The following is a 21,502-nucleotide window of genomic DNA, read 5'->3' as shown; positions in this document are numbered from 1 at the left end:
TAACCCCACCCGCACCTTCGAGCGAAAGGCAGCCATCATGTCCTCCGCCTCCGGCGACCGCCCCCTCCTGCGGCGGCGCGCCTTCCTGGCCGGCACCGCCTCCACCGCGCTGGGCGGCGCCCTGCTCGGCCGCGCCACCCCGGCGCGGGCCGCCGCGATCGGCTCACCCATCGGCTTCGCGTCGGTGAACGCCCTCGGCCTGAACGGCACCACCGGCGGCGCGGGCGGCCGTACGGTCACCCCCACCAGCGCCGACCAGTTCCTCGACTACATCGACAGCAAGGAGACCCTGATCATCCAGGTGGCGGGCACGTTCGCCATCACCAGCAAGCAGGGCGTGCGCCCGAACAAGACCGTCATCGGCGTCGGCACCTCGGGCCACATCACCGGCGGCGGCCTGGACTTCTACCGGTCCTCCAACGTGATCGTGCGCAACATCCGCTTCACCGACGCCGAGGACGACGCGGTCAACATCGGGCAGGAGTCCCACCACATCTGGATCGACCACAACACCTTCTCCGGCGCCGTGGACGGGTCGGTCGACATCGTCCGCGCCTCCGACTATGTGACGGTGTCGTGGAACCACTTCGACCACTCCGACAAGAGCATGCTGATCAGCCACTCGGACGGCGCGTCCAGCGACGTCGGCCACCTGAAGGTGACCATCCACCACAACTTCTTCGACCACAGCCGCCAGCGGCACCCGCGCGTCCGGTTCGGCGAGCCGGTGCACGTGTACAACAACTACTTCCTGGCCAACGAGCTGTACGCCGTCGCCTCGACCGAGAACGCCGGCGTGCTCGTCGAGGGCAACTACTTCGAGAACGTGCCCTTCCCGCTGTACTCGGCGAGCGGCTACGCCGACAGCGGCCCCGGCCGCGCTGTGCAGCGGAACAACATCTTCGTGGGCTCGGGCACCCCGGAGACCTCCGGCACCGTGACCGAACCGCGCACCTACTACCCCTACACCGTCGACGCCCCCGCCTCGATCCCCGCCTCGGTCCGCGCCGGCGCCGGCATCGGCGCCGCCTGGGGCCCCTGACCCGGGAAGGTCCGGCGTCCTGCCCCTTGACCCCGGGAAGGTGCCGGCGGCGTGGTCGTCGTGCTTCCCGGCGGCGTGCCCGGGAAGCCCGCGGCGCGGGCTCAGCCACCCGTTTCGAGATGGTCGTGGGCCAGCCGCACCGCCATCGTGCCCTCGCCGACCGCCGACGCGACCCGTTTGATCGACCCGTTGCGCACGTCTCCGGCCGCGAACACGCCCGCCCTGCTGGTCTCCAGCGGGAACGGCCGGCCCGGGGCGCCGGGGACGCCGGGCATGCCGGAGCGTGCGGCGTCCGCGCCGGTCAGGATGTAACCCCGGGGGTCGAGCGCGAGCGCGCCGGCCAGCCAGCCGGTGCACGGCTCCGCGCCGATGAAGACGAACAACGCGCGGGCCTCCATCGCCGACCGCCTGCCGGTGGTGCGGTCCTCGACCACGACCGCTTCGAGCGTCTCCTGCCCGGCGAGTTCCCTGACCTCGGTGCTCACCATGACCTGGATGCGCGGGTGCCGCTCGATCTGGGCCGTCAGGTAGCGGGACATGTTCACCGACAGGTCGTCCTCGTGCACGACCAGGCCGACCCAGGCGGCGTGCCCGGAGAGGAACAGGGCGGCCTGGCCGGCCGAGTTGCCCCCGCCGACGATGACGATCGGGTCCTGCCGGCACAGGTCGGCCTCGAACGGGGTCGCCGCGTAGAAGACGCTCGCCGGTTCGAGCCGGGCCAGGTTCGGCACGTCGAGCCGCCGGTAGCGGACGCCGGTGGCGATGACGAGCGAGCGCGCGTGGATCACCGAACCCTCCTTCACGGTGACGGCGAGATCGTTCACCTGCGCCTGGAGCGCGCACGCCTCCGCCGGGACGCGGAACCGCGCCCCGAACTTGCCCGCCTGGAGCACGGCCCGTTCGGCCAGCTCCCCGCCGGAGATCCCGCTGGGGAAGCCGAGGTAGTTCTCGATCAGCGAGGAGGTGCCCGCCTGGCCGCCGGCCGCCACCCCGTCGAGGACGATCGTCGACATGCCCTCCGACGCGCCGTACACCCCGGCCGCCAGCCCGGCGGGCCCGGCCCCGATGACGAGCAGGTCGCATTCGGTGCGCCGTCTCTGGGGCGCGGAGAGGCCGATGGCCCAGGCCAGCTCGGCGTTGGTCGGATTGCGCAGGACGGTCGAGCCGTGCCAGATCACGACCGGCGTCTCCTGCGGGGTGACGCCCATCCGCCGCAGGAAGTGCTCGACGTCCTTGTCCCGCTCCAGGTCGACCCACTGGTGGGGCAGCCGGTTCCGCGACGCGAACTCGCGCAGCCGGCGGGCGTCCGGCGAGTAGCGGGAGCCGACGATGTGGAAGCCCGCGCCCAGCCCGATGAGGCGCGAGCGGCGGACGAGGTAGGCGTGCAGCACCAGATCGCCCAGCGACGGGTCCCCGGTGACCATCCGGCGCAGCTCGTCGGCGGGCACGGCGAGCACCTCCCCCTCCTCGGCCACCACGGCGGTGAGGAAGCCCGCCTGGCCGGTGAGCACGTTGAGGTCACCCAGGAACCGGCCCGCGCCGTGGACGCTGATCACCTGGTCCTCCAGCCCGTACCCCTTGATCGTCGCGACCTTGCCGGCCAGGACCACGAAGAAGCAGGTGCACGGGTCGCCCTCGCCGAACAGGACGTCGCCTGGATGGGCCGGGCGCCGGGAGCCGTGCAGCGACAGCGCACGGATCTGCGGCTCGCTCAGCCGGGGGTAGGCGCCCCGCAGGTCCGGCGTCTCGGTGAGGTCAGCGGGCCAGCGCACCACCGCCCCCTTCCCGCGTCACCACCGCGCCCGCCGTGACCGCCGCCGTGACCTCGGCGGGCATCGCTCACTCCTCCGGGCGCCGGTAGGTGACGGTCAGCTCGCCGCCGGACGCGTCCACGAGGATGACGCTCCCCTCGCGCACGTCCCCGGCGATCAGCGCGCGGGCGACCCGCGTCTCGACCTCGCGGGCGATGTACCGGCGCAGCGGCCGGGCTCCGTACGCCGGGTCGAACCCGGCCTCCGCGATGAGACGCAACGCCGCCGGGGTGATCTCCAGGGACATGAGACGGTCGGCCAGCCGGACCCTGATGTCGTCGAACATCAGGGAGACGATCCGCTCGATCTCCGGCTCGGTCAGCGGCTTGAACAACACCGTGTCGTCCACCCGGTTGAGGAACTCCGGCCGGAAGCGCGCGCGCAACTCGCCCATGACCCGCTCGCGCGCCTGCGGCTCGATCTCCCCGCCGGCGGTCACGCCGTCCATCAGGTACTGCGACCCGATGTTCGACGTCATGATGATCACGGTGTTGCGGAAGTCGACCGTACGGCCCTGGGCGTCGGTCAGCCGCCCGTCGTCGAGCACCTGGAGCAGGATGTTGAACACGTCGGCGTGGGCCTTCTCCATCTCGTCGAACAGCACGACCGCGTACGGCTTGCGCCGCACCGCCTCGGTGAGCTGCCCGCCCTCCTCGTAGCCGACGTACCCGGGCGGCGCGCCGACCAGCCGGCTGACGGTGTGCCGCTCCTGGTACTCGCTCATGTCGACGCGGACCATGTTCTCCTCGGTGTCGAACAGCGCCTGCGCCAGCGCCTTGGCCAGCTCGGTCTTCCCCACCCCCGTCGGGCCGAGGAAGATGAACGAGCCGATCGGGCGGCGCGGGTCCTTGATGCCGGAACGGGCGCGGATGATCGCGTCGGCCACCGCCTGGACCGCCTGGTCCTGGCCGATGACCCGCTCGTGCAGGATCTCGTCCAGCCGCAGCAGTTTCTGCCGCTCGCCCTCCTGGAGGCGGCTGACCGGGATGCCGGTCCAGCGGGACACGATGTTCGCGATCTCGTGCTCGGTCACCACCTCGCGCAGCAGCCGGTGCGCGCCCTGCTTGGCCTCGAGCTGCTCCTCGGCCGAGGCGAGCCTGCGCGTGAGGTCAGGGAGCAGGCCGTGCGTCAGCTCGGCGGCCCGGTTCAGGTCGTACCCGCGCTCGGCCAGCTCGGCGTCGCGCCGCGTCGTCTCGATCTCCTGGCGGAGCTGCTGCACCTTCTTCAGGGCCTGCCGCTCGGCCTCCCACTGCGCCCGCATGGCGTCGGCCTGGGCCCGCAGGTCGGCCAGCTCCTTGCGCAGCGTCTCAAGGCGCTGCGCGCTCGCCGTGTCGTCCTCCTTGGCCAGCGCGGCCTCCTCGATCTCCAGCCGCGTCACGCGCCGCGTGAGCTCGTCCAGCTCGGCCGGCATCGAGTCGATCTCGGTGCGTAGCATCGCGCACGCCTCGTCGACCAGGTCGATCGCCTTGTCGGGCAGGAACCGGTCGGAGATGTACCGGTGGCTCAGCACGACGGCGGCGACGACCGCGCCGTCCTGGATCGTGACGCCGTGGAACACCTCCAGGCGTTCCCGCAGGCCGCGCAGGATGGAGATCGCGTCCTCGACGGAGGGCTCCGCCACGAACACCGGCTGGAAGCGGCGCTCCAGCGCGGCGTCCTTCTCGATGTGCTTGCGGTACTCGGTGATCGTGGTCGCGCCGATGAGGTGCAGCTCGCCGCGGGCGAGCATCGGCTTCAGCATGTTGCCGGCGTCCATGGCCCCCTCGGCGGCGCCCGCGCCGACGACGTTGTGCACCTCGTCCACGAACAGCAGGATCCGCCCCTCGGAGGCCTGCACCTCGGTGAGCACGGCCTTCAGCCGCTCCTCGAACTCCCCTCGGTACTTCGCGCCCGCGACCAGCGCGCCCATGTCCAGGCTGAAGATCGTCTTGTCCTTGAGCCCTTCGGGCACGTCGCCCCTGGTGATGCGCTGGGCGAGCCCCTCCACGATCGCGGTCTTGCCGACCCCGGGGTCGCCGATCAGGACGGGGTTGTTCTTGGACTTGCGGGACAGGATCTGGACGATCCTGCGGATCTCGGCGTCCCGCCCGATGACCGGGTCCAGCTTGCCGGCCCGCGCCGACGCGACCAGGTCGACGCCGTACTTCTCCAGCGCCTCGTAGGCGCCCTCGGGGGTGGCGGAGGTGACGCGCTGGTTGCCGCGGATCTGGGTGAGCACCTCCAGCAGCCGCTCGCGGCTCATCCCGTGCCCCTGGATCAGCCGGCCCGCCTCGGTGCCCGTGCCCTCGTCCATGATCGCCAGTAGCAGGTGCTCGACCGACACGTACTCGTCCTTGAGCCGCCTGGCCTCCTGGTCGGCGGTGTCGAACAAGCGTGACAGGCGCTGGGTGACGTGGACCTCGCCCGGGGCCGCGCCGGGGCCGCTGACCTTGGGCCGCCGTCCGAGATCGGCCTCCAGTTCCAGCCGGAGCTTGTCCGGGTCGCCGCCCGCCGCGGACAGCAGGCGGGGGGCGAGCCCGTCGGGCTGTTCGAGCAGCGCCAGCAGGAGATGCTCGCCGTCGACCTCGGTGTGCCCGTGGCGGATCGCCGCGGTCTGCGCGTCATGCAGGGCTTCCTGTGACTTCATCGTCAACCGGTTCAGGTCCATGTCGCGCCTCTCGTGGTTCTGGAGCGGGTACGCAAAGCCGCCTCGAGCTCCGCGATGCGGTCAAGGAGGTCCGCCACCAGGCCGAGGGAGGCGTAGTTGACGGCGAGCCCCGCGTGCAGGCGTTGCAGGCGGCCGGCGGCGGCGACCTGGTCGGGCGGGAAGCACAGGTCGCCCCCCGGGCCCCGCCAGGCCTCGATCAGCCCGAGCGCCACCAGCCGGCGCACCAACTCGGGATGCAGCCCGGTGGCCCGCGCGAAGCCCTCCATGTCCAGGTGCGCGAGCCGCACCAGCGGTCGGATCATGATCGGCGCCTCGCTTCCGGGTTCAGGTGCGAACCGCACCGGCGGCCGGGTCATGGCCGGTGCCTCGCTTCCGGGGCGGATCTGGGGTCGAAGGCCGACACGCCGGCCAGTCGCTCGTACAGGCGGCGCTCCTCGTCCGTCAGGGTGCCGGGCACCATGATCATCGCCTCCGCCAGCAGGTCGCCGGGGGTTCCGCGCGGGCTCGGCATCCCCTGTCCGCGCAGGCGCAGCCGGCGACCGCTGGACGTGCCCGGCGGCACCTTCACCTTGGCCTCGCCTGCCGGGGTGGTGACGGCTACGGCCGCCCCCAGCGCCGCCTCCGACGGGGTGAGGGGGAGCCGGACGTGGATGTCCCGCCCCTCGACGCGGTAGCGGGGATGGTCGGCGATGCGCGCGACCAGATACAGATCGCCGGGCGGCGCGCCGTCTCCGCCCTCGCCGCCCTGGCCCGCCAGCCGGATCCGCTGTCCGTCGACGACGCCGGCGGGGATCGTGACCTCCAGCGTCCGCGCCGTCCCCCTGTGGCCGGGGAGTGTGATCGTGCGGCGGCCGCCTCGGTACGCCTCCTCGACCGTGAGCACCAGTTCGGCCTCCTGGTCGGCGCCGGGGGCCGGACCCCACCCGCGCCCCGCGCGCCCGCCCCCTCCGGCCCGTCCGCTACGTGCTCCTCGTGCGCCTTGTCCACCCTGTCCGCCGCCTGCGCCTCGGGCGCTTTGGCTGCCGAACATGCCGCCGAACAGGTCCTCGAAGTCGAACTCGACGCCGTCGCCGGTCGCGAACCGGACCTCCGCACCGCCCGAACCCCGCCCCCTCCCGGCCCCGGCCCCCGCCCCGGCGCGGGCGTACGCGGCCGGGTCCACCCCCTCGGGCACCTGGCGGAAGTCGCGCCCGAAAGCGTCGTACCGTCGCCGCGTGCCCGGGTCGGACAGGACCTCGTACGCCTCCGACACCTCCTTGAAGCGGTCCTCCGCGCCCGGGTCCTTGTTGACGTCCGGATGGTGGGTCCGCGCGAGTTTCCGGTAGGCCCGCTGGATCTCCTCCTGGCTCGCCGACCTCGGCACCCCGAGAGCCTCGTAGAAGTCGCGGGACGCCATCACTCGCCCGCTCTCGTCGACACGACCACCGACGCCGGGCGGAGCTGCCTCGGCCCGTCGTCGCCGTACCCCGGCCGTACGACCTCGAGGACCGTGCCGGGGTCGGCGTCCGGATCGGGCGCCGTGCTCACGGCCTCGTGCCGGGAGGGGTCGAACCGCGTGCCGACGTCGTCACGGCGCGGGAAGCCGAGGTGCGCGAGCACGGCGACGGCCTGGTCGCGGACGGCCCGGACCCCCTCGATCACCGCGCCCGCGTCGGCGCCCGCGTGCTTGAGCGCCAGCTCCAGGTTGTCGATCACCGGGAGCCACTCCGCCGCGACACGTGCCCGCTCGTCGAGCCGCTGCCGGTCGGCGTCACGCGCCATGCGCTTGCGAACGTTGTCCAGCTCGGCGACGGCCCGCAACCACCGATCCCGCATCTCCGACAGCTCCCGGCCACCGTCCTCGCCGCCGCCGCCCGGCTCCCCGCCGCCGTCCACGACCGGCTGCTCGCCGCCGTCCACGCCCGGATGCCCTCCGCCGCCATCCGGTCTCTCGCTGTCGTCGCCCGTGACCGGTTTAGTGCCGGTACCGTCCACGACGCCGGCGGGCCGTACGACCGGCTCGGGCCCGGGGTGCGGGACCTCGCTGCGCCCGCTCATGTCACTCCGGGCTGGTGAACTCGGCGTCGATGACGTCCTCGTCCGAGGCGCCTCCGGCGGTCCGGTCGGGCGTCCCCGCCCCGGAAGAGGCCACGCCGAGACCGTGGTAGACCTGCTGCAGCTCGGCGGTGAGGTCGCGCAGCCGTTCGACCGGCGACTCCTCCTTGATGGCCTGGCGGGCGTCGGCGACGAGCTGCTCCGCCCGCGCCTTCTCGTGCACGGGAACCGTCTCGCCCTGCTCGGCCAGGCGGTGCTCGACCTGGTAGGCGGCCGCGTCGAGCTCGTTGCGCGCGTCGATCGTCTCGCGCAGCCGGGCGTCCTCGGTGCGGTGCCGCTCCGCGTCGGCCATCATCCGCTCGATCTCGCCCTTGTCGAGGTTGGAGCTCTCGCTGATCGTGATCCGCTGCTCGGCCCCGGTGTCCTTGTCCTTCGCCGACACGTTGAGTATGCCGTTCGCGTCGATGTCGTAGGTGACCTCGATCTGCGGCGTGCCGCGCGGCGCGGGGCGGATGTTCTCCAGCCGGAACCGGCCGAGCACCCGGTTGTCGGCGGCCCGCTCGCGCTCACCCTGCAGGACGACCACGTCCACCGCCGGCTGGTCGTCCTCGGCGGTGCTGAACACCTCGGTGCGGCGGGCGGGGATCGTGGTGTTCCGCTCGATGACCTTGGTCGTTACCCCGCCGAGCGTCTCGACGCCCAGCGAGAGCGGGGTGACGTCCAGCAGCACGACGTCCTGCAGCTCGCCCTTGATGATCGCGGCCTGGGTCGCCGCCCCCAGCGCCACGACCTCGTCCGGGTTGACCGTCATGTTCGGCTCTTTGCCCGTCATACGGCGGACGAGATGCTGCACCGCCGGCATCCGGGTGGAGCCGCCGACCAGGATGACCTCGTCGAGGTCGTCGGTGGTCACCTTCGCGTCCGCCATGGCCTGCCCGACCGGCCCGTTGAGACGTTCGACCAGGTCGGCGGTGAGCTGGTCGAACGTCGACCGCATGAGGGTGGTGTTCAGGTGCTTGGGGCCGTTGGCGTCGGCCGTGACGAACGGCAGGCTGACCTGCGTCTGCGTCACCCCCGACAGCTCCACCTTCGCCTTCTCCGCCGCCTCGAACAGCCGCTGGAGCGCCTGGGGGTCGCGCCGGAGGTCGATGCCCTGCTGGCTCTGGAACTCGTCGGCCAGATGGTCGACCACCCGGCGGTCGAAGTCGTCGCCGCCGAGGTGGGTGTCGCCGGCCGTGGCGCGCACCTCGACCACGCCGTCCCCGATGTCGAGGACGCTGACGTCGAACGTGCCGCCGCCCAGGTCGAAGACGAGGACGGTCTCGCTGGTCCGCTTGTCCAGCCCGTACGCCAGGGCCGCCGCCGTGGGCTCGTTGATGATCCGCAGCACCTCCAGGCCGGCGATCCTGCCCGCGTCCTTGGTGGCCTGCCGCTGGGCGTCGTTGAAGTAGGCGGGCACGGTGATGACGGCCTCGGTCACCTTCTCGCCGAGGAACTTCGCGGCGTCGGCCACCAGCTTCCGCAGCACGAACGCGGAGATCTCCTCCGGCGCGTACATCTTGTCCCTGACCTTGAACCGGACCGAGTCGTCCGGCCCCGGCACGACGTCGAACGACACCGCCTTGATCTCGTCCTGGACCTCGTCGAAGTGCCGGCCGACGAAGCGCTTGGCGGAGTAGACGGTGCCCTTCGGGTTCAGGATCGCCTGCCGCCTGGCCATCTGGCCCACCAGGACCTCGCCCTGGTCGGTGAACGCCACCACCGAGGGTGTCGTACGCGCGCCCTCGGCGTTCGGGATGACCGTCGGATGACCGTCCTCGGTCGTCCCGATCACCGAGTTCGTCGTACCGAGGTCGATCCCCACTGCCTTCGCCATGTCGCCATCCCCCTCGCCCCACCACGAATCCCGCTGCCTCCGTAGCCGGTCACGTGTCCCATGGGCGCTGCCTCCGCCGACACCAGGACCAGGAGGCACGATCAAGTCGCACTTCGCTGCCGCCCTACCCCCCACCAAACCCGACAAACAGCTACATACCTGTTCAAAACGCCCCGTTATCCATTCCTTGGACGCCCGGCCAACAGCCGGTGAACGGCGTGGCCGGTCGCGGCCATCGGCGTTTAGCGCGGTGTGCGCGGGAAGTGCAGCACCATCACAACGCTTGAGAGTGGGGAGTTAGACATATGACCCAGACCTGGAGTTACCGCGAGGGTGTCGCCGCCGATCCCGAGCTGAGCCTGCTCGGGTACGACGTCGAGGCCGCCGACGGCAAGATCGGCTCGGTGGACGAGGAGAGCAACGTGGTGGGCGACAGCTACATCGTCGTCGACACCGGTTTCTGGATCTTCGGCAAGAAGGTCGTGGTGCCCGCCGCCACGATCATCGAGATCGACCCGCAGGAGAAGAAGATCTTCCTCGCCCGCACCAAGGACGAGATCAAGGACGCTCCGGAGTACGACGAGAGCACCTACAAGGACGCCGCCTACCGCCGGAAGGTCGGCGAGTACTACGACCGCTACCCCCTGGTCTGATCGCCCACGGCCTCACCCGGCTCTCCGGCCTCGCCATCGCGGGCCGTGTGGGGCGGCTCACCGACGGATGAGCCCCCACCGGACCGCCCCTGATGGCGAGGCCGTCCGCCTGTCAGGTGGGTGAGGCTCTTTGGATCTCCCGGTCCGCCGAGCGCTATTCGGCGTTTCCACGGGCAGGTGCATCGGTGGTGAACCGGCCCGCAGGACCGGCCGGGCAGAAAAGCGGAACCGCCATGACATCGCCGGAAGGCACCACGACCCCCACCCAGACCCCCGACCCGCCTTCCTCGAGCCCACACGACCCGAGCCCTCACGACCCGAGCTCGCACGACCCGAGCCCCGCCACCGGCGACCGGCCGTTCGGTAAGCTCGGCCGCCCCTTCGACCGGCGGTCACCCTTCTTCGTCGGCATGACCGCGTCGGCGGGAGTCGCCCTGACCTACGGGCTGATCCTGCTGCTGGAAGCGTCGCGAGACGTGCTGATCCTCATCGGGCTGGCGCTGTTCCTGGCGATCGGCCTGGACCCGGCGGCGAGCTGGCTGGTGCGGCGCGGGCTGCCGCGCTGGGCGGCGGTGTTCATCATCGTCCTGCTCACCCTGGGCATGGTCGGCGGGTTCCTCGCGCTGGCCATCCCGGTGCTGGTGAACCAGGGCACCCAGTTCGCCACCGACCTCCCGGGCTACCTGCGCGAGGCGACCAGCCACAACTCCGTCATCGGCCAGCTCAACGAGCGGTTCGGACTGGAGCAGAACCTCAAGCAGCTCAGCACCGGCGAGCGCGGCATCTCCCTGGTCGGGGGACTGCTCGGCGCCGGGAAGGTCGTGCTCGGGGCCGCCGCCTCGACGCTGATCGTGCTGGCGCTCACGATCTACTTCCTGGCCGACATGCCACGGATCAAGGCCACGGTGTACCGGTGCGTGCCGCAGTCCCGCCGGGGCCGCGTGGTCCTCATCGGCGACGACATCCTCGGCAAGGTGGGGATGTTCGTCCTCGGCAACCTGCTGACCTCCCTGATCGCCGGTGTCGCCGCCTTCGTGTGGCTGCAGGTCTTCCACGTGCCCTACGCGTTGCTGCTGGCGCTGTTCGTCGCCCTGATGGACCTGGTCCCGGTGGTGGGGTCCACCGTCGCCGGGCTCGTGGTCATCCTGATGGCCTGGACGGTGTCGCTGCCGATCGCCCTGGCCACCGTCGGGTTCGTCCTGGTCTACCGGGCGATCGAGGACTACCTGCTGGTGCCCCGGATCATGGGCAAGGCCGTGGAGGTCCCCGGCGTCGTCACCCTCATCGCCGTGACCATCGGAGCGACGCTGCTCGGCATCATCGGCGCCCTCATCGCCATCCCGGTCGCCGCCGCCCTGCGGCTGGTCCTGCGCGAGGTCGCCTTCCCCCGCCTGGACCGCTCCTGACCTCCGGTCCCCACCCCTACGGCACGCCGCCGGCATTCATGGAGAGCTCTACGGCGCGCCGCCGGCATTCGTGAAGAGCGCTGGTCCACGTCTCCTGTCAGGTGAGGCAGGCGTGGATCGCCCGGACGTAGCCTTCCGAGCGGTCGGACCCGATGACGCCCGGCCCCATCTTGTTCATCATGTAGCTGATGGTGGTCCGGGTGTCGAGGTCCATCATGATCACCGAACCGCCCCAGCCTCCCCAGTAGCACGCCCGCCCCTGCGGCGCGTACGGCACCGTCTCGGTCTCCGGCAGCGCGTAGCCGATCCCGAAGCGCAAAGGCGCGCCGAGGACGAGGTCGGGCCCGTGACTCTGCTCGTCGAAGATGACGTCGATCGTGTCCGGCGAGAGCAGGCGCACCCCGTCGACCGTGCCGCCCAGGGCGAGCGATTTGAGGACGCGGGCGACCGACCTGGCGTTGCCGTGGCCGTTGATCGCGCCCATGTCGGCGTGACGCCAGCCGGGCGTGTTCGCCGCCGCCGCGTCGGCCGTCGGCCCGGTGAAGGTCTTGTAGACGGGACTGTCGTGGTCGAGGGCGTCCAGGTCGAACGGCAGCGGCGGCGGCGGGACGACCGGGGCGATCCGCTCCCAGTCCGCCTCCACGGCGCCGATCTGGAAGTCGGCGCCGAGCGGGCCCGCGATCTCGTCCGCGACGAACGCCTTGAGATGCCGGCCGGTGACCCGGCGGACCAGCTCACCGACGAGGTGGCCCTGGTTGCTGGCGTGGTACCCGGACGCGGTGCCGGGCTCCCACCACGGCTTCTGCGCGGCGAGCCTCCTGGTCGCGAGGTCCCAGTCGTACATGTCGGTGATGGCGAACGGCGCCTCCCAGCCGGACACGCCCGAGGTGTGGCTCATGACGTGCCTGACCTCGACGTGCTCCTTGCCGTTCTCGGCGAACTCCGGCCAGTACCGCGCGACGGGCGCGTAGGGATCGAGCAGCCCGCGGTCGACGAGCATCAGGGCCGCGAGGCTGGTGACGGTCTTCGTGGTCGACCAGACGTTGACGATGGTGTCCTCGACCCATGGCGACCGGCGCTCGGCGTCCCGCCACCCGCCCCAGATGTCCACGACGGTGTCACCGTCCACGTCCACGACGATGCTCGCCCCCAGCTCGTCACCGGACGCGAGCCGCTCGGCCAGCGCGTCCCTCACCGGCTCGAACCGCGCGTCACAGCTCCCGGACACCTCGACCATGACCTCACCCTTCTTTCGGCGGGACCGGGCGGATGACATCGTCGGCAGGGCGACCATCGACACGGCTCCCGCCACAACGTTAAGCGACGACAACGCGTGTTCGTTCGACGCCTCCGCCGCCCAGCGCAGCTCGGCGACCAGGAACGGATGGACATGCGGGGCCTGGCACGTGAACTGGGCGTCGACCGGGTCACCCTGGATCGCTGGGTCAGTTCGTGTAGTCCAGCCAGAGCCCTGGCACCGTGGTCGCCGTGTACACACTGCCCTGGAAGGTTTCGTGCCAGAGTGAGTACACGAGTTGCGCATTGTCATCGGTGATGAACGCGATGGTCGGCCAGGTGTCCGGTGAGCCACCCGCTATGTGAGAGGTGCCGGTCCCGAAGTACACGCGAAGGCTCGTCCGTCCGCGGCCGCCGGCGAACTCGGTGTACCGGTAGGCGAACACCCGTCCGTCCTTGCTCAAGAAGATCGCTTGGGCACGCGTGCTGCCGGTGTCGGTGATTCGGCAGTCGGCATCCGTCGGCGCCGCGCCGCTGAGCCGCATGACCACGACACACGGCATCGAACTGGTGAGAGACCTGTAGGAGAAGGTGGCCACCTGCCCGTCTCCCGAGATGAGCGGGGCGACCACGCCCGAGCCGGGGAAGATCTCCGTGGTCGCGCCGGTCGTGGCGTCGTAGAGCCAGCTGTGGCCGACGTTGGCGTCATCAAGCGTTGACCACACCACCCGGTTGCCGTCACCGGACAGGATTGCCCGGCTCGCGACGGTCAGGGGACAGCGCGGGCCGCTCGTCCCGGTGCAATCGCTCAGCTTCTGCGGGGAAGCGCCCCTGGCCTGGCGGTAGAGGTCGGAAGCCTGGCCCGGGGCCGACTTCCAGTAGACGACCACCTGGCCGTTGTCACTGACGCCCCCGATGAGACCGTTGTCCTCGGTCGTCCAGGAGGTTCCGGCCGCGATGTCGCGGACGACACCTCTGGATATGGTCGGGCTGGCGTAGCTGAAGCCGGTGTAGGCGACGACGTTCCCGTCCCGGCTGATCAGCGGATCGGTGTACATGTTGTAACTGGGCTGGCCGTTCGGCTCGATGGAGGCCACCACGGAACCACCTCCGGCACCGGTGGCCTTCTTTCTGATCACGTACGTGTACTTGCTCGCCGGGTTGTAGTACGGCGAGTCGTGCGGCATGAGGTTGCTGCGCCCTTGGGTCTCGAAGACGATGTACTGCCCGTCTCCGGACATGGAGCCGCCGCCGAAGCCGCCGGCCGCTCCGGTCGAGTCGGGCCTGCCCGTCGTCTCGGTGCTGGAGGCCAGATCGGCGCCGAGAGTCGAGGGCGGTCCGGGGAACGTGACGTCCAGTGGCGCGAGAGCGCTGGGCTCCGACGGGGCGCTGGAGCCGCTGGAGTTGCGCGCGATCACTGAGACGACGTACGTCGTCCCGGGGGCGAGTCCTTGGATCAGCTGGTGGGTCGCATCCCCGTCCGCGTAAGCCGTCGTGATCGGACTGGGGACATGAGTCGACCCGGTCGCCTGTGCGACGATCACGTACCCGGTCAGCGCGCTCGCCCCGGCATCGGCAGGGGGCCGCCAGCTGACCGCGATGCCGCCGACGGTCGGATGGGACCACCTTGTGTCGTCGATGGTGGGCGGCGTCGGTGCGCCGAAGATGCCGCCCACCGTCATCCCGGCCTGGGCATGTAAGGCAGGGTGCGCGCCCGACTGGGCCGCGTCCGCCTTCACGGTGAACGCGCCGGGGTGATCGGAGAGGAACTGGCCGTGAGCGTCAATGGTGGCCGAGGTGTCGTCCTTCACCGACCATGTCACCGGGACGTCGTCGGGGTAGTGCGAGACCTTGTAGCCGAACGTGTAGGGAAGCCGGACCGTGGTCGTCCCGTTCTGGGGCACGATCTGCAGCCCCCAGAATGGGCCGCCGCTGGCCAGTGTGACGAAGTAGTCCTTCAGATCATCGTTTCGGTACGGTGAGAAGTCTTTTTCGATCACGACGAGGTCGACCGCGATACCGATCTTCGCGCCGAGGCGGATCTCCCACCACGGGTCCTGCGTGGTATCGGCCTTGAACTGCAGATACGGGGCGATGGTCGGCGCGGGGCCGACCACGTGGTCGATGAGGAACTGCATGTCCATGGGGACCGAGACGGTGACGTTGGCGTCGCCGTACGCTTCCACGGCCTTGGGCAAACTGAGGCCTTCGCCGGTGTTCACACCATCGCATGAACTGGTGGCCGATGAGACGTGGCAGGTCATCCCGACCGTACGCTTCCACGAGGCGGCGACCGTCACGCCCACGCTGCCGTCGGCCTCGAACTTCAGTTTGGCGTTGGCCCGCAGGCAGAGCACGGTGTATTCGGCGACGGGGAAGCACGGCCCTTCGATGAAGCCCAGTTCCCTGGCCGGCGGGGACACCTCAGCCGTGAATCCGACCTTGCCGCGGAGCTCGAACGAGACGTCACCCGTCAGGCCGAAGTCGACATACGGATTCGATCCGTTGAGCCGCGCGTGGAACTTGGGGTGTGGCTTCAGTTCGCCTTGGGCTTCGATGGCGGCGTTCATCGGTGGCTTGCCGCCCGACTCGAACTTCTGGCTGATCTCGAGGACGATCCCTCCATTGCGCCAGCCCACGGTCGGTCCTCCGGCCACCGTGCCCCGCCCCAGGGCCCGGACGGCTTCGCCATTCACCGTTGGAGCCACCACCCGGACTCCCGGCCCGGTGGGCACGAAGGTCATGTCGCCGCTGTCGAGCGGCACGTCCATCCACATGTCACCGTCGGAGAAGACGTCCGCGAGTGCCGCCGTCGTGGTGGTGACGATGAACAGGCCGTTCTGCTTGGTGACCTGGAAGACCCGGCCGAGGAAGCCTTGCGGGAGCATCGCGGTCACCGGACCGTAAATGATCATGCCGGTGGTCAGGGCGGCGATCTCGGCGGGAGGCTGATCGAAGATCAGCGTGCCGTCCGAGTGGACCGCGCGCAACGTCGCGAGGTCGGCGTTGGAGAGCACCAGCGGCGCCTGCTTGATCCCCCTGGCCGGGTAGAGCGGGTCGGTCGCGACGCTTGGGGCGCTCACCCCCGCGGCACTGGTGGCGGTGACCGTGAGTGTGTAACCGGTCGCCGGGGCGAGGCCGGTGATGGTCGCGCTGGTGGTCGTGCTGGTCACCGTTTTGCCGCCTGGGCCGGCGGTGACCGTGTACGAGGTGATCGCGCTGGTCCCCGCGTCGATGGGAGGCTGCCACGAGACGGTGAACGCCCCGTTGGCGCTCGCCGCGGCGACGACGTGGGTCGGTGCGGCGGGTGCCCTGACGGCCGCTGGGGTGACCGGGTCGGAGATCGCCGCGTCGCTCGATCCCGCGGCGTTGTCCGCGACCACGGAAACGGTGTACGCGGTGCCGTTGGTCAGGCCGGCCACCCGTGTCACGGTCGTGCCCGCCGGCAGGCGCACGATGGTGCCGCCGGGACTGAGGGTCACGGTGTACCCGGTGATGGGCGAGCCGCCATCAAGTGGGGCGACCCATTGCACGTCCAGGGTCCGGTCGCCCGAGAAGACCTGCATGGCGACCGGCTTCAGCGGCACGGCGGCCGGGACGGGCACCACGGGATCGGAGGGCCAGGAGGCTTCGCCGGTGCCTGCCGAGTTGACCGCCGCGACGGTGAACCGATACGAGGTGCCGTTGACCAGCCCGCCGACGATCGCGGTGGTCTCGGGTGCGGTGATCCGGACGTTGGCGCCGCCGGGCGAGGCCGTGACGACGTATTCGGTCACCGTCGCCCCGTTGCCCTGCGGCGCCCAGCCGACCTGGACGGCGGAGTCACGCGGCTCCACCTCGGTCACGAAGGGCCTGCCCGGTGGGACGGCCCTGCCCGGTGTCACCGGAGGGGAGGGGGCGGAGGCGTCCGAGGTCCCGATGGCGTTGGTGGCGGTGACGGTGAAGGTGTAGGCGGTGCCGTTGGTCAGGCCGCTCACGGTGGTGGTGGTGCCTGTCGTGGTCGTCGTCGTCCCACCGGGAATCGCGGTCATCGTGTACTTCGTGATCGGCGAGCCGCCGCTGGACGGGGCCTGCCAGGTCACCGTCGCCACGCCGTCACCTGCCGTGGCGGTCACGCCGAGCGGGGCACCTGGCCGGGAGACGGCGGCGTGCGGAGTGACGGCCGCTGAGGGTGCGGAGGCGGCTGAGGTTCCGATGGCGTTGGTGGCGGTGACGGTGAAGGTGTAGGCGGTGCCGTTGGTGAGCCCGGTCACTGTGGCGGTGGTGGCGCCGGTGGAACTCGCTCGCGCGCCACCGGGGCCGGCCGTCACGGTGTAGGCGGTAATGGGGGCTCCACCGTCCGATGGGGCGGTCCACGTCACCGTCGCGCCGGCGTCACCCGGGGTGGCGGTCACCGCGGTGGGGGCGAGGGGTGGGCCGGGAGTTCTGAAGTAGGCGAAGGTGTCGACCGACAAGGTGATCGCCGCGCTGCCGGTGTTCTTGACGACGAACCTGCCGTCGGCTCCGAGTTTGGCCAGTACGACATTGGCCCAGAAATCGCTCGCTTGGTACTGGACCGACCCGGCGGTGGGCGGATTGGCCTGACCGGAGGGGTAGATCACCAGAGCGCCGGCGGCGGTGCCCTTCGCGGTGAGATTGACCGCGACGGCGCTGACCAGGCCGGTGGGGACTCCGGCCTGACCCAGCGGCGCCACGGTGTAGGTGGCACCGGCCGCGACGCTCGTACCGGACACGATCCGCGAGGGGGCCACTGGTATCGCGGCCGATCCCGCCGTGGCCGATCGCGGGGCCACGAAGTATCCGTCGATGTCGACGTAGACGGCGACAGGAGACGTGCCGCTGTTGTTGACGGCGATCTTCCCGTCCGTCCCTGGCGCGACGATCGCCAGGTTGGACATGTAAGCGGAAGGCCGGTAGTTCATGTCCGCCATGGCGGGTTTGGCGGTACCCGAGGGGTAGAGGGTGATCTTGCCGGAACCTGCGCTTTTCACGATCAGTGTGAAGGAGACGAACGCCACATCGGTAACCGGGATCCCGCCCGCCCCGACGACGGTGAACGTCGCGGTGGAGTCGGCGGCGACGCTCTGGTTACTGATGATCCTTGCCGGATCCAACGGCACGAACGTCGCCCCGGCCGATGCCCCCGCTTGGCCGGTGAAATAGCCATCGATGTCGGCGTAGACACTGACCGCGGCCGACCCGGTGTTCTTCACCTTGATCTGCCCGTCAGAACCTGTCTTCACGACCATCGACTGGTTCTCCCACACCCCTGACCGGTACCGGGACCCGGTCACCGCAGGTGCCGCGGCCAGATCGGACGGGTAAACGATCAATGCGCCCGCCGCGCTCGCCCCCGCGGCCGCCAGGTTCACCGACACGGCGGACACCCCGGTGGCGGGCACCGTGCCCACTCCGGTGACCTTCAACGTCGAGGTGGCCCCCGCCGCGATCGACACCCCGGCGAGCACCCGCACATGCGCGCCGAAATACTGTCCGGGGCCGGCTTGTAGACCCGCTGCCGACGTGGCCGGGGCGGTGTTCGCGGACCGGGTCGTTCCGGCCCGGTCGCCCAGCGCACCGGTGGGCGGTACCGTCGCCCGGGCCTGGGCGGCGAGTCCGATGGGATCCGGCCGCGGAGCGGCCGGCGGGAGTGCGGAGACCGGTCGAGTGGTCCCAGGCGGACCCGCGGACACCGGTCGAGTGGCCTGCGGCGGACCCGCGGCCGCTTGACCTTGGGCCACCAGAAGTGTGGAGGCGACGATCACAAGCCCCAGCACCGGGCTCAGCCAGCGATTGACCATCACAGGTCTCCTCTTTGAACCCGCCGCACGAGTGATCACGATGGATCACCCGGCTCGCATCACCGGAGGACGCTACAGGGGCAGGGGATATCGGGTCGTCCCATGTCAGATGGAGATCTCGGGTAAACCTCGACGGTAGACACCCCGATGAAGACAACCCTCACGATTGACGACACCACCCCCCGGGGCGTGGCGAGTGACACGTGCCGGGCGCTGCGGGGGCGGTTCTCATGGAGTTCTTAGGTGAGCTTTATGGCACTTTTAGCTAATTTTTATGAGTATGGGGCGATGGAGCGCTCGCCGCAGGAGGCTGGTGCGGCCGGGGCTCGGGGAGTCATGGCCGGGAGGGCTCGGTGGTTCGTCGCCGGGGGCATCGTGCTCGTCGCCGTGGTCGTGCTGGCGTACTGGCTGGGAGGCGGCGGGAGCGGCGAGGGCGCCGCGCCCAAGCCGAGCCCGACGCCGACGCCCCGCGTGGCGCTCACGGTGACCGAGGTCTACAACAGGGTCGGGCCGTCGGTGGTGGTCATCCGGGCCGGGCGGTCGCTCGGAACCGGGGTGATCGCGGCCGAGGACGGGACGATCCTGACGGCGAACCACGTCATCGAAGGCACCAAGGACATCACCGTGACGTTCGCCGACGGCACCAAGGCCGAGGCCGCCGTCGCGTCGGCGAACCCCAAGCGCGACGTCGCGACGCTCAAGCCCGCGAAGCTGCCCGAGATCGTCGTCCCGGCGACGCTCGGCGGCGGCCCGGACGTGGGCGCGCCCGTCGTGGCGATCGGCAATCCGCTGGGCCTGACCTACAGCGTGTCCTCCGGCGTCGTGTCGGGCCTGAACCGGACCGCCAAGGACGGCGACCTGAGCGGGCTCATCCAGTTCGACGCCTCCGTCAACCCGGGCAGCTCCGGCGGACCTCTCCTGGACGCCCGCGGCCTGGTCATCGGGATCGTGCTCGCGATCGCCGACCCGGGCCGCGACGAGGCGTTCGCCGGCATCGCGTTCGCGGTGCCGATCGGCGTGGCCCTGGGAGACGAAGACGACGGCCCGCCGGGCGACGGACCTCAGATCTGACCGAAGCGCCACGAGAACGGAACACGATGACTTCGAGCAAGTTCCCCGAGTCGGCCCATCCGCTCGAACATGTGCTGTTCGAGGTCAAACGCACGATCGTCGGCCAGGACACCCTGCTGGAGCGCATGGCCGTCGCGCTGATCGCCGACGGCCACCTGCTGGTCGAGGGCGTGCCGGGCCTGGCCAAGACGCTCGCGGTGAAGTCCCTGGCCGCCGCGATCGCCGGGAGCTTCCAGCGCGTCCAGTTCACCCCCGACCTGGTGCCCGCCGACCTCGTGGGCACGCGGGTCTACCACCAGCACTCCGGGGAGTTCCGGACCGAGCTCGGCCCGGTGTTCGCGAACCTGCTGCTGGCCGACGAGATCAACCGCGCCCCCGCCAAGGTGCAGAGCGCTCTGCTGGAAGTGATGCAGGAGCACCAGGTGACGATCGGCCGGGAGACGTTCCGGGTGCCCGAGCCGTTCCTGGTCATGGCGACCGAGAACCCCATCGAGTCCGAGGGCACCTACCCCTTGCCCGAGGCGCAGGTCGACCGTTTCATGATGAAGGTGGTCGTCGACTATCCGACGCAGGCCGAAGAGCAGGCGATCGTCGACCGGGCGCTGCGCCCGCCCGAGGCGCCGCAGCCGATGGTGACGGCCGAGGACCTGCTCGCGATGCGGGCCCGCGCCAACGAGGTGTACGTCGACCCGGCGATCGTCGACTACGCGGTACGGGTGGTCGCCGTGACACGCTCCCCGGCGATGGCCGGGCTCGGCGAGCTGGAACGGTACGTCACCTACGGGGCGAGCCCCCGGGCGTCCATCGCGCTCGTGACGGGCGCCCGGGCGCTGGCGTTCCTGCGCGGCCGCGACTACGTCCTGCCGCACGACCTGTACGAGCTCGCGCTCGACGTGCTGCGCCACCGCCTCGTGCTGTCCTACGAGGCCCTCGCGGACGACGTCGACGCCGACACGATCATCACCAGGGTGCTCAGGGCCGTACGGGCACCCGACGTCGTCCTGCAGAACCGCTGATCCCATGGCCACCGCCTCAGAAAAACTCCTGCTCCGCCTGGAGTGGAAGGTCGTCCGCAGGCTCGACGGCCGGCTCCAGGGCGCCCACCGCACCGCGCACCGAGGCGCCGGGATCGACTTCACCGGGCTGCGCGCCTACGGTGACGGCGACGACGCCCGGCACATCGACTGGAACGTGACCGCGCGGCTGGACGAACCCCACCTGCGGCTGTTCACCGAGGACCGCGAGCTGACGGTGTGGCTCGTGCTCGACCGGTCGGCGTCGATGGCGGCGGGCCGGCCGGGACGCCGCAAGCACGACGTGCTCGCCGAGCTCGCGCTCGTCCTCGCCCGGCTGTTCGGCCGGGGCGGCAACCGCGTCGGCGCCCTGCTGTTCGACACCGGGATGCTGCGCGTCGTGCCGCCCGGCACCTCACGGCGGCACGCGCTGCGGATCGGCGCCGAGCTGGAACGCACCTCCTCGGTGCGCGGCGGCGCCACCACCGACCTGGCGGAGATGCTCGACGCGGCCGGGCGGCTCGCCCGCCGCCGCGCGCTCGTCGTCGTGCTGTCGGACTTCATCGGCGACGGCGACTGGGAGCGCTCGCTCCAGCGCCTGGCCCGGCGGCACGAGGTCGTCGCCCTGCGGATCGTGGACATCGCCGACGACGTGCTGCCGGAAGCCGGGCTGATCGTGGTCGAGGACGCCGAGACCGGCGAGCAGCTCGTGGTCGACTCCGCCGACCCGCTGCTGCGGGTCGGCTTCCGCGCCGCCGTCGACGCCCGCGACGCCCGGGTCACGGCGGGCATGCGCCGGGCCGGGGTGCCCGTCCACCGCGTCGACACCGACCGCGACCTGGCCGAGGCGCTCGTCGAGGTCGTCGCCAGAACCCGGGACCGGTCGGCATGACCGGGACCATCGACGCCACT

14 protein-coding genes are annotated in these 21,502 nt (G+C 70.9%); 6 read left to right on the top strand and 8 right to left on the bottom strand.

Features of this window, described 5'->3' with window-relative positions:
- Positions 1 to 37 precede the first annotated feature (37 nt).
- The gene (locus NYZ98_RS28205; RefSeq protein ID WP_262846586.1) at positions 38 to 1,042 is read left to right on the top strand and encodes a pectate lyase family protein; all 1,005 of its coding nucleotides are present in this window, start codon (positions 38 to 40) and stop codon (positions 1,040 to 1,042) included.
- A gap of 101 nt (positions 1,043 to 1,143) precedes the next feature.
- Here NYZ98_RS28205 and NYZ98_RS28200 read toward each other — a convergent pair whose 3' ends face one another.
- The 6 genes from NYZ98_RS28200 to dnaK form a co-directional block, all read right to left on the bottom strand.
- Entirely contained in the window at positions 1,144 to 2,814 is a 1,671-nt protein-coding gene (locus tag NYZ98_RS28200) for an FAD-dependent oxidoreductase (RefSeq protein ID WP_262846585.1), read from the bottom strand.
- A gap of 67 nt (positions 2,815 to 2,881) precedes the next feature.
- Positions 2,882 to 5,500: an ATP-dependent chaperone ClpB gene (clpB, locus tag NYZ98_RS28195; RefSeq protein ID WP_380708667.1), complete on the bottom strand. Its 2,619-nt coding sequence runs from the start codon at positions 5,498 to 5,500 to the stop codon at positions 2,882 to 2,884.
- Positions 5,491 to 5,802: a chaperone modulator CbpM gene (locus NYZ98_RS28190; RefSeq protein WP_262846583.1), complete on the bottom strand. Its 312-nt coding sequence runs from the start codon at positions 5,800 to 5,802 to the stop codon at positions 5,491 to 5,493. The genes clpB and NYZ98_RS28190 overlap by 10 nt, the downstream gene beginning before the upstream one ends.
- A gap of 50 nt (positions 5,803 to 5,852) precedes the next feature.
- The gene (locus NYZ98_RS28185; protein WP_262846582.1) at positions 5,853 to 6,896 is read right to left on the bottom strand and encodes a DnaJ C-terminal domain-containing protein; all 1,044 of its coding nucleotides are present in this window, start codon (positions 6,894 to 6,896) and stop codon (positions 5,853 to 5,855) included.
- Positions 6,896 to 7,537 (bottom strand): nucleotide exchange factor GrpE, encoded by a 642-nt coding sequence (locus NYZ98_RS28180; protein WP_262846581.1) that lies wholly within the window; start codon positions 7,535 to 7,537, stop codon positions 6,896 to 6,898. Before NYZ98_RS28180 ends, NYZ98_RS28185 begins: the two co-directional genes overlap by 1 nt.
- A gap of 1 nt (position 7,538) precedes the next feature.
- Positions 7,539 to 9,410 carry a molecular chaperone DnaK gene (gene dnaK, locus NYZ98_RS28175; protein ID WP_262846580.1) on the bottom strand — a complete coding sequence of 624 codons (1,872 nt, stop codon included), beginning with the start codon at positions 9,408 to 9,410 and terminating at the stop codon, positions 7,539 to 7,541.
- 305 nt (positions 9,411 to 9,715) lie between these two features.
- Between dnaK and NYZ98_RS28170 the strand changes: the two genes are divergently transcribed.
- A complete protein-coding gene (locus tag NYZ98_RS28170; RefSeq protein WP_262846579.1) occupies positions 9,716 to 10,063 on the top strand; it encodes a PRC-barrel domain containing protein in 348 nt (115 codons plus the stop codon).
- 233 nt (positions 10,064 to 10,296) lie between these two features.
- A complete protein-coding gene (locus NYZ98_RS28165) occupies positions 10,297 to 11,469 on the top strand; it encodes an AI-2E family transporter (RefSeq protein ID WP_262846578.1) in 1,173 nt (390 codons plus the stop codon).
- A gap of 97 nt (positions 11,470 to 11,566) precedes the next feature.
- Here the strand turns inward: NYZ98_RS28165 and NYZ98_RS28160 are convergent, their stop codons facing one another.
- Together NYZ98_RS28160 and NYZ98_RS28155 are read right to left on the bottom strand one after the other, a co-directional pair.
- Positions 11,567 to 12,706: a serine hydrolase domain-containing protein gene (locus NYZ98_RS28160; RefSeq protein WP_262846577.1), complete on the bottom strand. Its 1,140-nt coding sequence runs from the start codon at positions 12,704 to 12,706 to the stop codon at positions 11,567 to 11,569.
- 208 nt (positions 12,707 to 12,914) lie between these two features.
- Positions 12,915 to 18,179, bottom strand: coding sequence for a fibronectin type III domain-containing protein (locus NYZ98_RS28155; protein ID WP_262846576.1), 5,265 nt, complete (start codon positions 18,177 to 18,179; stop codon positions 12,915 to 12,917).
- Between the two features lie 663 nt (positions 18,180 to 18,842).
- Here NYZ98_RS28155 and NYZ98_RS28150 point away from each other — a divergent pair.
- Genes NYZ98_RS28150 through NYZ98_RS28140 form a run of 3 tightly spaced genes read left to right on the top strand, consistent with a single transcriptional unit; the run spans position 18,843 to position 21,482 of the window.
- Complete coding sequence (locus tag NYZ98_RS28150; RefSeq protein WP_262846575.1) at positions 18,843 to 19,577, top strand: S1C family serine protease; 735 nt, start codon at positions 18,843 to 18,845, stop codon at positions 19,575 to 19,577.
- Between the two features lie 26 nt (positions 19,578 to 19,603).
- A complete protein-coding gene (locus NYZ98_RS28145; protein ID WP_262846574.1) occupies positions 19,604 to 20,593 on the top strand; it encodes an AAA family ATPase in 990 nt (329 codons plus the stop codon).
- A gap of 4 nt (positions 20,594 to 20,597) precedes the next feature.
- A complete protein-coding gene (locus tag NYZ98_RS28140; protein WP_262846573.1) occupies positions 20,598 to 21,482 on the top strand; it encodes a DUF58 domain-containing protein in 885 nt (294 codons plus the stop codon).
- Positions 21,483 to 21,502: the final 20 nt, after the last annotated feature.

Origin of the sequence: Sphaerisporangium corydalis (genome assembly GCF_025506355.1) — a bacterium.
GTDB lineage: Bacteria > Actinomycetota > Actinomycetes > Streptosporangiales > Streptosporangiaceae > Sphaerisporangium > Sphaerisporangium corydalis.
This window is presented reverse-complemented; position numbering and strand designations above follow the sequence as displayed.